The following is a 13,311-nucleotide window of genomic DNA, read 5'->3' on the forward strand; positions in this document are numbered from 1 at the left end:
GTCGAGACCGCCGGCCTCGAGCTGAAAACACTCTATCGATTGCCCTGACGCCTCTCCGTGCTCAGAAACCGGGCGAATGAACGCAGCGACAGGGCTCCGCGCACCCGCCTGCGCCAGCCCTGGTCCGTGCCGAAACTGCGACGTTCCTCGTCGACGATGCGCCAGAAATCGTCTGCGGCAACACTCTGCCCGGTCGGCGGGCCGAACACCGCCTGGTCGGCGATGGTCGCCAACTCCACACCCAGCGGACTGCCGTAGCCGGTCGCGGTCTCCACCCGGGTGCGCACACCGGGCGGGGCCAGGCCGTGATCGACAGCGGCGTCGACGTATTCGTCCCAGCCGTTCGCGATGCGCGCCACGGCCTCGGGCGCGCGGCGGCGGTTGCGGCGGCGTTGCCATTTGGCGATCAGGATGGTGAGGAAGGGCGTCGCGAGCACGAGCACGACCAGCAGGGTGATTCCGATGGTCTTGAGAATTGCGAGCAGGGAGCCGAGGTCTTCGGTTTCTTCCGCCTCGGTGGGCTCATTCGCATCGCCTCCGGTCGGGTTGCCTTCGGGCGGAGCCTGTTCGGTGGCGGTGGCCGGCAACACCTCGGTGTCGTTCTTGGGGTCGCGCTTCTCGTTGTCTGCAGGGGCCAGCGGATTCTCGTACTGCGGGGTCACGTCGACCTGGGCCCAGCGGCCGTCGTCGGCCCGCACCTCCACCCACGCTGTCAGGTTGCGGCCCGCGCAGACCCCATTCGCGCAGGGATCGATGGCACCGGTGTCTGCGAGGTCGAAGCCGAGCACAACGCGGGAGGTGAAGCCCAGGTGCCGGGCCAGAAGCGCCGCAGCCACCGAGAACTGCTCATCGTCACCGACGGCGGCGACAAGCGTGCGGTCCTCGGTCGCGGCGGTGCCGCGCTGTTTCTGCAACAACGACTGGAAGAGTTGATCGATGCGGTCGACCGAGTGTCCGGCCAGACTCGGCTCGAACACGTAGTCACCCAGCTCGGTCGCCCAGGTGGACCTGCCCTGATCGCTTGACACGGTGAGCGCGTGGCTGAGGTACCCGCGAGCGCGCAACCGCTCGATGAGCTCGTCGAGCGCCCGACCGTCGGAGCCGACCTGCTGCAGTCGCACCCAGTCGACCAACGATGCGGGGATGAGTGGGTCGTCGGCGGCAGCAGCCACCTGGGGGGCCGGCAGGTCGACGAGAGTGACCGGATCGTCGGCCACGTGTGCATCCACCGTGTAGCTGTCTCCGGTCTCGAGTCGGTTCAACTGGATACCGGCGGCGGTATCGATGTTGTAGTAGAAACCATCTGCCAACGCCCGTCGCCGGTCGCCGGTGAAGTCGACGGCACCGAGGTCTCCGACCAGGGGAAGCCACGCGTCCGTGTAGCCGCCGACGGTGACCGTCGCCCGCACCCGGGTGGTGGAGCCCGGGGCATCCTCGCTGGGGATGGTGCTCGGCACCCGGGCGAACGCGGTCTGCTGGTCGGCGGTTCCTGCGGCCGGATCGACGACGCGAAACACCTCGCCGTCGTAGTGGCTCAGCACGGCCAGGCGCACCCGGTCTGTTTCGGGCGCGAGGGCGTCGGCCGCATCCGTGTGGATCGTGAACAACTCGTCGCCGAAACGTTCGTCGGTGAAGTAGCCGCGATACTGGCTGAGCGGGCTCACGAATTCACGCAGGCGCAGCTCTGGATCGATGGCGGTGCGCAACACGACCCGGTCGGCGGGGTTGAACGCGGCCACCAGCGGCAGGGCGATACCGGCGGCGAGCACGAACACCCCGGCCGCCAGAAGGATCCGTCGGGCGCGTCGCCAGCCACCGGCGGCGGTGAGCGTCTTGAGGCCGGATCGTTCGGCGACGGCGTTGCGGCGCGAGATCGGCTGCCGGGAACCCGGGCGCCTCGTGGCTGCCACAGGTCGGGCCCGGTTCAGCGCCGAGCGGCGCGCGTCATGGCTGCGCCAGACCAGGTAGCCCACGGCGAGCGCGATGCCCGCCAATCCGATCAACGATTCCCTCACCGGCGGCAGCGGCAGGCCGACGGCAGGCAGATCAGTGTGACTGGAGCCGAACACAAGCCCGAACAGCTGGGCCACGAACAAGACCGGGATGACCAGAACATGCATCTTCGGTGCCCGCCAGGCCAGCACCAGCGCCGCGGTGGTGCCGCCCAGGAACATGATGAACGCCGGCACCAGCATGCTCTGGTAACTGCCGACCGGGATCGAGATGGTGACAAGTTGCCGCCAGCTGAGCACCGTGGCGTTCAACAGTTCGACCGTCGCGGTGAGAATGTTGCCGAGTGCCGACGGAATCGCCAGCGGAACGGCGAGCACGAGGTACGCGCCGCAGGTGACCAGCAGCGTGCGAAACCCGGACCACCCGCCGGCCAGTGAGAACCAGGCGATGGCACCACCGGCCGTGATGGCGCCGCCGGCCATCACCAGGTACTCGCCCGACTGGTAGATCGGCCAGGCGGCCCAGACCGCGACCAACACCATCGCCAGCACGAACGTCGCGTTGATGACCAGGAACGAGAACGGGGGCCGGGCGTTCCGGCTCCTCGTACTCCTCCGACGCTGTGCGCTCATCCGGCCCGCCTCGCCAGCAGGGAGCGGAAGTCGTCGAGCACGCCGATCGTCAGTACGCCGGTTCCCGCCAATTCGCGGTAGCTGGGGGCGCTGTTCGGGTCGCAGAGCACGGCGACCGTCTGCACGTTGATCGGAAACTTGAGCGCAATGGACTGCAGCCGTGCGGGCGTCATCGTCGAGCCGCAGACGATGAACGCGATCGAGATGTCCGGCACCACCTGGGAGGCCAGCATCGAGACGTCTTCGGTTGGCATGGTGTTCTCGCTGCGTTCGACCCCGCTCAACTCGTCGAGCAGTGACCGGGTCGACAGCACGCTGAGGCTGCGCACCGAGCGCACCCGGCCGCGCACCAGTTCGGGGATCTCTTCGCTGGCGACAACGGCCACATCGCGGCCGTCCCGGATGGCGCGCACTCCGAGCGACCCTGCGGCGCTGACCGCCATCTCGAACTCGTCGTCCGAGGCGTACTCGTGCTCGTTCACGCTCAGCACGATGGCCAGCCTCGAACGGCGCGTCTCCTCGAACTGGCGAACCATCAGGGTGCCCGTCTTCGCCGTCGACTTCCAGTGGATGTTGCGGCGGCTGTCGCCGTGCGCGTACTCCCGGATAGCGTGGAACGAGATATCCGAGTCGACCAGGTCGCTGGTGGCGCTGCCCTCCAGGTCGCGCACGAAGCCGGCGCTGGTACTCGGAATCGACACGGTCACCGGGTGGATGAACAGGCGGTGGATGCCCGCCCACGCAACTTCACGCTTCAACACCCCGATCGGGTCGGTGCGCACCCAGGTCACCGGGCCGACGTCGAGCACACCGCGTCGGTAGGCCGGCACCGCCACGCGTTCGTCGTGCACGTGCCCGGCCCGCAGCAGGGGAACGTGCACCTCCAGCAGCCCGCGGCCGATCGGCACGTCAACCCGTCCGGGCAGCTCCAGCCGGTGAGACGTATTGGTCACCCTGAGCGTTCCGACCACCTCGCCGCCGGCCACAACCCGGTCGACCGGCAGGGAGAAGTCGATGCTGTATGAGCGGCCACCTGCCAGAAACGGCAGGGCGATCAGCAGCAGGAGGGCACCGATCGCACCGGCGATGACCAACTCCACCCAGCCGAAGTACAACCCGACCGGCAGCAGAACGGCGACCGCGAACACCACCACCCAACCGGCGGGTGTGACGGTCTCCCGTACCCACCGGGTTGCCGCGGCCACCGACCGCCGCACCGCGCGCCACACCCGCACCCACCACACGACGACGCTCACCAAGGAGCCGGAGGCGGCCTCGGTGTACCGGGTGTGGCTGACCGTGCTGGTCTCGACCTGCGCGCGGGTCAGCCGCGATCGGGTGTCTGCCTTCACCCGAGGTCGCTTCGAGCGGGCGGAACGAGGTCGAGCAGGATCTGGCCGATCACGGCGTTCGCGGTCACCCCGTCGAACTCGGCCTCGGGGTCGAGCACGATCCGGTGGGCGAGCACGGATTCGGCGAGTGCCTTCACATCGTCGGGGGTGACGAAAACCCGGCCGTGCGCGGCCGCCCACGTCTTCGCCGCCTTGACCAGTGACCTGGCTCCGCGAACGCTCGAGCCCATTCGCACCTGCTTGGCGGTGCGGGTGGCCTCGATGATGCGCCCGATGTAGTCGAACACGAGCGGGTTGACGAACACGGCACGGGACAGGTCAGACATGCCGACCAGCGCCTGCGGGGTGATGACCGGAGACAGTACGTGCCGCACCTCACTCGTCGCCTGCATGATCTGGATGGTCGAGGCGAGGTCGGGGTAGCCGAGCGAGGTCTTCATCATGAACCGGTCGAGTTGAGCCTCGGGCAACCGATAGGTGCCCGCCTGTTCGATCGGGTTCTGGGTGGCGATCACGAGAAACGGCACCCCGGTGCTGCGCGTGACGCCGTCGACGGTGACGTTGCCCTCCTCCATCGCCTCCAGCAGCGCTGACTGGGTCTTGGGGCTGGCCCGGTTGATCTCATCCGCCAAGACGATGTTGGCGAAGATCGGCCCGCTGTGGAACTCGAACTCCCCGGTCTTCTGGTCGTAGACCGTGATGCCCGTGATGTCGCCGGGCAGCAGGTCGGGGGTGAACTGGATGCGCGAGGATGTGCCCTGCACCGTCTGCGACATGGCGCGCGCCAGCGACGTCTTGCCGGTTCCCGGAAAGTCCTCGAGCAGGAGATGCCCCTCGCTGATCATCGCGGTGAACGCCAACTCGACGGCGTGACGCTTGCCGAGCACGACCTGCTCGACGTTCTCCACCATCTGGGTGAAGGTGGCGGCGAACCACTCGGACTGCTCCGTGGACAATGTCATGAGGCGATCGTCTCTCTTATCTGATTGGGTTGCGCAGACCAGACGGCTGCGAAGGTCGTTCCCCCGCGGCTCAGCCGCAAGGGATCTCGTTCTGGTCGGTGGTTCCGGTGCGGCCCTCGAAGCCGGAGGTCTGGGGTGAGCCCGACCAGTCATAGGCCCACGTCACCTCACGCACCGCCAGGGCGTCGGCGGGAACGGTGGCGCCGATGTATTCACGCCATTCGTACTCGGGTTCGGGTTCTGGCTGCGGATCTGGCCCCGGAGAGGGGTTCGGCTCCGGCTCCACGACAGGAACCAGGTGCTTCGCCCAGAACTTGCTGACGGTTCGATTGGCCGAGTCCAGCCCATCACCCGTCATCGACAACAGAAGCGGGCTGCCGGGTGCCGGACACACCACGGTGCGGCCGGTCACCTGCACCTGCCACGCCCTGGCCGGGTCGGCGGGCGACACCTCGGCCCAATCGCCGCAGCGATCGGGGTAGTCGTTCAGGCAATAACGACCCCGGTAGTTGATGTCGGCGCCCCAGACGTCGTCATAGCCGCTGTCGAAGAAGAAGCCCCTGGGGAGATCCCTCTTCTTCACGGTGACCGGAACGACGGTGTGTTTCTCACCGTTGCTGGCGACCTGGTACTGGAGTCCGGTCGGCACGGCCACCTGCGCCTTGTCCCAGGTGAGGATCTCACCGGCGTCGGCCTGCGCCAGGCCGAAGCCGTTCGTGTAACAGACCAGCACGGAATAGGTGCTGAAATTATCCAGACCGGTGATCGTTCCCGACCGGGAGGCGTTCGCTGCCGTTGTTGTCAGGTTGCCGCCCGAGGAGTCGATGCGGCACGACGGCCGTGCACCCCGGTACGCGATGAACACCGTCTCCGGGGCCCGGCTGCTGTAGTTGGCGGAGCCCTCGGCCGTGAGCGTGATCGAATCGTTGGTGGCCCTCATCTCGCCGGCGGTGACGGTGGGCGCGCCGGCGACGGTGACGCCGGTGACGCGTGCCTGGGCATCCGGCCCGGCCAGCGGCGGCTTCTCGTTGGCGCTCACCGGCAGCACGCTGACACTCTGGTCGCCCACCTCGAGGCTCAGCTGCACGACGGTCGAACGGCCGGATTCGGCCCGGTACTCCCGATCGTTGACCAGATAGGCGCGGGTCGACCTGTCCGTGTTCTCGATGGCGACCTCGACCGCGCCGATGCTGCCCGTGGTCACATCCCTCGTGAACACCGGTTTGGCGGTCACGGCACCCATGCCGGGAAGCGCATAGGACCACGCGGTCGTCGATCGAGCGGCTGCGGACTCCCCGACACTGTTCACCGCACGTGCCTCGTAGCGCCCTTTGTCGCCGTTCGTCAGCCCGCTGATCTCGCCGCAGGTGCCTTGCGCATCGCAGGATCCCACGCGGGCACCGTCACGCGTGAGGGTGAAGCCGGTCAGAGCGGGATAGGCGTTCGCGGCCTGGCCGGCGTTCACGGACAGTGTGACGGTGCCGTCACCGTATCCGATCTGCTGCACCGAGTCCGGTGCCGCGGGGAAGCTCTGCAGATCGAGCGTGACCTGGCCGTTGCGCTCTCCCGCGCTGACCCTGCCCTGGGCATCGGTCACCTGGAATGAGGACTGGCACTGCCCGCCGGGGGTTCCGGCAGTCCAGGATGCCGTCACGCTGCGGGAATCCGCCACCCGGAAGGACACGCCGGGGCAGGTGCTGTCGGCCTGGACGCCGGCCAGCACCAGCGGTGTCGACTCGTACAGGTTCACCTCGCCGGGGGCGCCGATCACTTCGATGACGCAGCTCGACCCGGTGGCCTGGGAGCACTCGCGGCTGACGGTGCCGCCCTTGGGCAGTTCGCTCGGAGCCGGGCCCACCTTCAGGATCAACAAACCGGCCGGGGTGTCGGGGTGGCTCGGCAGGGATACCGTGACGGTGTTCTCCCGGCCGGGGCTCGCCGTGTCGCCGGCTTCCACGGTGAGTGAAGCGCCGTCCTGGCTCACCGTGAACTGGTCGCCGTCAAAAGTGGTGGCGAAGCTGAGCGCCGCCGGGTCGGCCTCGCCCTCCCAGATCACCATCCTGCCCAGATCGTAGGTGGTGGGGCCGGCCGCCGGGCTGACGGTGAGCGACCCTGGCCGAAGCTCCGGCTGCGGCTCGGGGGGTTCGACGGCGATCGGCACCGCCAGGAACGTGAACGCCTCCTGGCCGAGGATGCGCGCCGGAACCGTGCACGAATCCGTCCACGGCGCCCCAGCCCCTGCGATGTAGGTGGCGATGGTGCCCGACTCGACCACGCACTGGGCGTCGGTGCGCTGCCCGGCGGTGGTGATGGCCTGGGCGTCCAGTTCCAGTTGCTCGCCCGCCGGTACGGAGATCAGGTCGGCCATGTCGAAGCTGACCCTCTCGTTCTCCTTCACCTTCTGGGTGATGTCGCCCTCCTGCAGCGCAAGGATGATGTCCTTCTTCGCCGGGATGCGGAGAAAACCGTAGGTGGTCACCTCATCGCCCTGAAAATTGGTGCCCGTCAGCGCGAACGGCAGCAGAAGACCGTCATCCGGGGCCTGGCCGCTGATCGTCCAGCCCGAGACGGTGGCGTCGGCGGTCTCGTCCCAGAGTGAGAGCTTCAGCGTTGAGACATCGCCCGATGCCCAGGAGACTTTGCCCGTGACCACGTCGATCCCGGCGGGAAACTGGGCGCGGTCGTCGAGCGAGAGACGGGTGTCGGTGACAACGGGGAAGTCGGGCACGGATGCGCGCACCGCCTTCACGACGATCAGGCCGATCCCGGTATCGCCGGTATCACTGGTCACCTCGTAGGTGAAGGTCGACAGTCCGGGTTCCTTGCCGGCCGCGAGGGTCACCTGGTCGTCGGTGACCGGGCCGATTCGGGCAGCCAGTTTGGCGTGCTCTTCGGTTCCGGCCCGTGCGTCGGGCGACACCCGGGTCAGTCGGAGCGGACCGCCGGACGGGTCGATGTCGTTGGCCTGGGGCCGAACGACCACTTTGTTGTCCACTCCTGCCTGCACCTCGACGTAGTCGCTGAACGTGATCGGGCTCGGGTCGGACTGGGCGTCGAGCACCCCGATCCGCACACGTGCGGTGCCGGTTTCGCCACCCGAATCGCGAACGCGGTACTCGAACTCGACGGCGCCCTTGAAGCCCTTGACGCTGCGGTAGGTGATAGCGGTGCCGGTGGAGCTGATCGAGGCATTTCCGCTTTTCGGCTGGTCGAGCACACGGTCGAGCACGACGCTGTCCCCATCAGGGTCGACCCCGAAACTGTCGAACGGAATACGGATGGTCTCACCGGCAATCACGCGGCCGGTGAGAGTCGATGGTTGCGGTGCCCGGTTCTCACCGTCAGGCAGCACCTCGATCGTGACGGTCGCCGTGTCGGTGAGCCCGGGGGCGCCCTGCACATAGACGCTGTAGCGCAGGCTGAAGGTACCCGGTTCGGTGCCGGCCAGATAGCGCACGCTGCTGCCGGAGGCGAACGCCAGTCCTGAGCCGGACGGGTTCACCACCGATTTCGGGTTGAGCACGATCACATTGCCGTCGGGGGCGACATCGTTGCCGAGCACCGGAATGTCGACCTGCGCGCCCGCCCGGACGGTGATGGCGTCGTCCTGGGCGATCGGGGGAAGCGGAACCGACGGCGGCAACAGGTACACCGTGGCGATGCCGCGCGCCGAATTCGCCTGTTCACCCGTGCCGTCGGAGACGACGTAGTGCACCTCGCCGAGCTTTCCGGGCTGCTCGGTGGCTGTGGTGCCGCGAACCCGCAACAGGTTCTGGCCGACCACATCGACGTCGAGGGTGGCGCCGGTTGCCGGCTGGGCGAGCGCCTCGCTCAGCAGCAGAACCCGGCCTGACGGGTTCGAGACGGCGGTGAACACGTTGACCGAGGTGTCCACGCGGGGGCGCACGAAAACGGTGACCGGCGAGGTGGTCAGCTGCCCGGAGTCGGCGGGCAGCACTGTCACACGAGCCAACGAGACCGTCTCGCCTGCCTCGTCTGCGATCGTGAAGCTGACCGGGTAGTTGCCCGGCCGGGTCGCGGAGAAGTCGAAGGTCGCCCCTTGGTTGATGACGACGGTGGCGGCATCCATTCCGGTCGGCACTGTCGCGGAGGTGAGCCGCACCGCGCCGGTCGCGCCCTGGATGTGGGCGGCCGGGTCGACGGTCACCCTCTCTCCGACCGTGGTGACCTGGGCGAACGGGGTGACCTGGAGCCTCGGGGTGGGGGTGACGTGGATCGTGAGGATCTTCTCGGTGGAGGCACCGCGCACATCCGACACCCGCACCGCGATCGGCACGGTTGCCGCGGGGCCCTGCGCATCCGGATGCTGGTAGACGACCAACCCCTCGGGCGTGGTGCTCACCGTGCCGACCCCGCCGCGCAGTTTCACCGATTCGACGAACAGGGGGTCAGACTCGGGGTCGACCCAGCCCGGCAGCACGGGCACGGTCACGGTTGCCCCCGGTGCCACCTCCGGGGAGGGCCACTCGTGCAGACAGCCGTCGACGCCGCACCAGACCGGGGCCGTGTTCACATTGTCAGGCTGCACCGTCAGCGTGACCTCGGCCGGGGCCGAGTTCAACCCGTCGTCGCGGGTGCCGTCGGTGACCGCGTAGCGAAAACTCGCTGTTCCGGTGGCGTCGGCGGCGACGTGTACCGCGATCATCTGCGATTGCTCGGTGACCGTCGCGGTACCGAACTCCGTGGGCAACCCGGCAACCTGCGACTCCAGGATCGTGAGCACGTCTTTATTCGGGTCGTGGTCGTTCAGCAGGACAGGGAGCAGCACCAATTGTCCGGCACGCACCCCGAACGTGTCCGGTTCGGCGATCGGCGGCTTCGGGTCGACGACCTCGGTGGCCTCCTCCACCTCGGCCTGCACGGTCTCCTCTTCCTGGGTGGTCAGTCCCCAGTCCTGGGAGCTCGGAACAAGCTGGCCGTCGGGGAGGGTCCAGACCCAGCCGTTCTGCGTGTCATTGAGGATCATTCGGGCGCCGGCTCGCTGGAACACCGGTACCGGGTCGACGCTGGGTGAGCCGTCGCCGAAGTCGAGCTCCCGGATTCCGGCGGTGCTCGACCACAGGGTGCCGGCGGTGCCGTCCACCGGCAGCCAGGCGGCGAAAAGGTCAGCACCGGACAGGGTCGGGACTGCCGGAATGCCGAGCAGGGTGCCGTCTTGTCCGGCGAGGCGTTGCCGCTCGCCATCGGCCAGCGCGAAGGAGACCAGCCCGGTGTCATCCGCGATAAAGACCGCCTCGCCGGCTGCGGTGGGTTTCTGCAACACTGCCGATTCGGTCAACCCGGTGTCGACCGGTTCGCGGCCGGGCAGCCACAGGGTGTCGCCCGCCTTCGTGCTGAGCGCCCAACTCTCGCCGACGACCGTCAGCTGAACGCCCGCGCCTTCCGGGCCTGCGGAGACGGGGTCTGCGCCGAGCATCCGCGCGGTGTCGACGTCGAAGCGTGCCACCTCCCCGGTGGCAGACGAATAACTGTAGAGAACGCCAGCATCGGTGATCGCGATGGCGTCGGAACGGTATAGCCGGCGCTCCTCGCCCTCGGCCACCACGTCGGCGGCATAGGGATCGATCGCCGTGACCGTGCCGGCCGCGCCGTTCTCGATGGTGGCCGTATACACGCCGCCCGACGCGGTGAGGTAGGCGATGTGGGTGTCGGATGCCACCACAACGCGACTTCCCGCCGGCGTGCTCTCGTACTCGGATGAGTCATCACCGAAATCACGCGGTGCCGCGGGCGAGACGTCCACGATCTTCTCGTTGTTCTGCGCGAACAGCAGCACCCCGGACGGGGTCTGCACCAGGCCGCTGGGATTACGCACCGTCTTGATGGTGTCGAGTTCGGCCAGATCGGTGTTGATCCGGCCGTAGCGATTGCCGTCACCGGACTGCAGCGCCCAGATCGAGCTGTCGTTCACGGGCGTCTGGGCGACATCGAAGCCGTTCGAAGTGACGGCGACGCCGGCCAGAAGTGCGACGACGGCGGTCACCGCCGCCCCCTTGACCAGGCCAGACCGTGGACCGGTGAGAAGCTCCCGCCAATGCATCAGAGCACCCCGGTGGCAGACAGCACACCCACCGTCGCGGTGGCGCCGATGATCACGGCCGCGCCGACCACCAGCGACAGCTTCAGGCGGCTGCCCCGGCGTTGCTCGGCGGCGTCGACGAACCGGGTGCCGTCGTCGGTGACCGAACGCACCGGGCTCCTGCCTCGACGGGGTGCCCGGCCAGAAACGACAGGCACCTCCGAGACCATGACGCCGCGCATCCGGTCGTTCTCGAAGTCAACCGGGCCACCGGCGGCCGCCCACTCCTCGACCGCGACCTCGAGAGGGGTCGGCTGGAGTCCGAGCCCCACCTGCACCTGCTGCAGCTGCTGCGCCACCATCAGCATTGTCGCCGGCCGATCGCCCGGGGCCCTGCTCATCGACTGGGCCAGCACGTGCTCCAGCGCCGGCGGCACGTCGGCACGGCCAATCGGCGTGTACCTTGCCCGCCCGATGCGCTGCTTCAGCTGTTCGGTGGTGGTTCGTCTGCCGTCGGGCGTCTCGAACGGGGTGCGCCCGGCCAGCAGCGAGTAGATGGTGGCGGCGAACGCCCACACCTCCGTCTGGATGGTGCCGGTCGTGGTCTCCTGGATCACCTCGGGGGCGCTCCAGGGCACCGACATGGCGAACAGCTGCTCGGGGTCGGAGCCGGCCAAGGAGCTGGCTATTCCGAAGTCGGCGAGCACCGGCGCGCCGAACGAGGTGGTGAGAATGTTCGACGGCTTGAGGTCACGATGCAGCACCCCCGAGCGATGTGCGGTCTCCAGGGCACAGGCCACCTTGACCGCGGTGTTCAGGATCTCTGCGACCGGAATCTGTTCCCGGCGGTAGCGGGAGCCCGGTGAGGTGGGGCAGTACTCCATCACCAGGTAGGGGCGCCCGTCGGCCGAGATGCTGGCGTCGTAGACGGTGAGGATCGCCGGATGCGAGCTCAACCGGGCCATCACATCGGCCTCGGCGTTGAACATGCGCAACACCTGGCCGTCAACGACATCCTGCAGCAGCACTTTGACCGCCACCGAGCGCTTGGGCATGTTCTGCTCGAACAGAAACACGTCGGCGAAGCCGCCGGCACCGAGGGGCCGGATATAGCTGTATCCGGAGAGCACCGGCGGCGCTGTAGGGAGCCGACTCGCCAATCCACTCCCCCGATTTTCCCGAATGCACCCTGTCGATGCCTGTTGCGTGGTTCCTTCGACGTGGTGCCGCGTCCCCGATCAGAACGGTGCCGAAAGACTGCGGTGCCGACCCGCAGTAAACCAACCAAGTATATGGGGATTGGGGTAAAGCATCCCTGTGAAGTGCGTCAGAATGCGCTTCGTGGGCAGCAGGAAGAGCGTCGGGACGCCCCTCATCCGTGTGGCGCGTCCGGCCCGCGGCGCGGGCGCCCCTCACGGAGAAGAATGCGGCGGAGGTCAGTTCCAGATGTTGCCGATGATGTGGTGGGTGTAGCCGTCCGGGCCCATATTGCCGTACCCCGTGGCGAGCCAGATGTCGTCACGCAGAAAGTGGGATTCCCCGTACATGCCCTCTTCGTGCTTGTTCTCCATCACGCAGCGCACACCGCTCAGTTCCTCGTAGCAATTCTGACCGAGGGCTTTGAGCCGGGCCGTGACCGCTGCGGCCGTTGTCACGTCGACTTGCACCACGTTGGTGTTGATGCCGGCCTCACCGCCACCGGAGGGCTTGGCGAAGACACAGGTGATGTGCTTGTTGTTCTCGATGACCTGTTTCAACTGATCATCGGCCGTGCCGTAATTCGGAGGGGTCTCCGGATCCAGAACCCATGGCGGATTGATCTCGTACCGAGGCATCTCGTCGAGCATGCTCTGGTCGAAGAGATCCTCACAGGCCGCGGGGAACACCACGCCGACCGCTGGCGGCGCTGTCGTGGGCGCGGTGGTGGGCTCTGTTGTCGGTTCCGTGGTCGCATCGGGCTGCGGGGTCTGGCTGGCAGCGCCGGTCTCGGCGCTCGGAGCCGGCGAATCGCTGGGGCCGGCCGCGCCCGGTTCTGCACCGGCGCCGCTCAGCATCAAATACAGGATGACCGCCCCGGCGCCCACCAGTGCGGCGAGAATAATCCAGAGCGCGGTGAGTGAGCGTTTCTTCTGCTCGGCGGGCGGTGGTTGGGCGTTCGGTGCTCCTCCGGCGGGCGGGCGTGCGAATTCTCCGGTCATCAGTAGTTCCCCTCAGTTTCGGATCATCCTAGTGCGCGCCCGCGCCCAGCGCCCGGACTTCAGCCGGAGACTGCCTCGGTCGTGACAACCGTGGAACGTGGCGCGCCCCAGCTGGAACACTTCGCGCCCGTCCGAACGGGCGCGAAGTGTTCCAGGTGGCGCGCAGTCCACCAC

6 protein-coding genes are annotated in these 13,311 nt (G+C 67.8%); all 6 read right to left on the reverse strand.

Going from position 1 to position 13,311, the window contains the following annotated elements:
• Positions 1–32: 32 nt before the first annotated feature.
• The 6 genes from DL891_RS05660 to DL891_RS05685 all read right to left on the reverse strand — a co-directional run bounded on the left by DL891_RS05660 (position 33) and on the right by DL891_RS05685 (position 13,137).
• Positions 33–2,585, reverse strand: a complete 2,553-nt coding sequence (locus DL891_RS05660) for a transglutaminase domain-containing protein (protein ID WP_111719460.1) — start codon at positions 2,583–2,585, stop codon at positions 33–35.
• Positions 2,582–3,937, reverse strand: a complete 1,356-nt coding sequence (locus DL891_RS05665) for a DUF58 domain-containing protein (RefSeq protein WP_111719461.1) — start codon at positions 3,935–3,937, stop codon at positions 2,582–2,584. The genes DL891_RS05660 and DL891_RS05665 overlap by 4 nt, the downstream gene beginning before the upstream one ends.
• The gene (locus DL891_RS05670) at positions 3,934–4,899 is read right to left on the reverse strand and encodes a MoxR family ATPase (RefSeq protein WP_111719462.1); all 966 of its coding nucleotides are present in this window, start codon (positions 4,897–4,899) and stop codon (positions 3,934–3,936) included. The genes DL891_RS05665 and DL891_RS05670 overlap by 4 nt, the downstream gene beginning before the upstream one ends.
• A 70-nt stretch (positions 4,900–4,969) precedes the next feature.
• Entirely contained in the window at positions 4,970–10,960 is a 5,991-nt protein-coding gene (locus DL891_RS05675) for an Ig-like domain-containing protein (RefSeq protein WP_111719463.1), read from the reverse strand.
• On the reverse strand, positions 10,960–12,099 hold the full coding sequence (locus DL891_RS05680; RefSeq protein ID WP_111719464.1) for a serine/threonine-protein kinase: 1,140 nt from the start codon (positions 12,097–12,099) through the stop codon (positions 10,960–10,962). The genes DL891_RS05675 and DL891_RS05680 overlap by 1 nt, the downstream gene beginning before the upstream one ends.
• A gap of 276 nt (positions 12,100–12,375) precedes the next feature.
• Positions 12,376–13,137 (reverse strand): hypothetical protein, encoded by a 762-nt coding sequence (locus tag DL891_RS05685; protein ID WP_111719465.1) that lies wholly within the window; start codon positions 13,135–13,137, stop codon positions 12,376–12,378.
• Between the last annotated feature and the right edge of the window lie 174 nt (positions 13,138–13,311).

The sequence above is a fragment of the Homoserinimonas sp. OAct 916 genome, from assembly GCF_003260275.1.
Lineage (GTDB): Bacteria > Actinomycetota > Actinomycetes > Actinomycetales > Microbacteriaceae > OACT-916.

Excerpts from the sequence above, each read along its gene's own strand:
- DL891_RS05660 (WP_111719460.1), bottom strand. The coding sequence starts at position 2,585 with ATGAGCGCACAGCGTCGGAGGAGTACGAGGAGCCGGAACGCCCGGCCC.
- DL891_RS05670 (WP_111719462.1), bottom strand. The coding sequence starts at position 4,899 with ATGACATTGTCCACGGAGCAGTCCGAGTGGTTCGCCGCCACCTTCACC.
- DL891_RS05675 (WP_111719463.1), bottom strand. The coding sequence starts at position 10,960 with ATGCATTGGCGGGAGCTTCTCACCGGTCCACGGTCTGGCCTGGTCAAG.
- DL891_RS05685 (WP_111719465.1), bottom strand. The coding sequence starts at position 13,137 with ATGACCGGAGAATTCGCACGCCCGCCCGCCGGAGGAGCACCGAACGCC.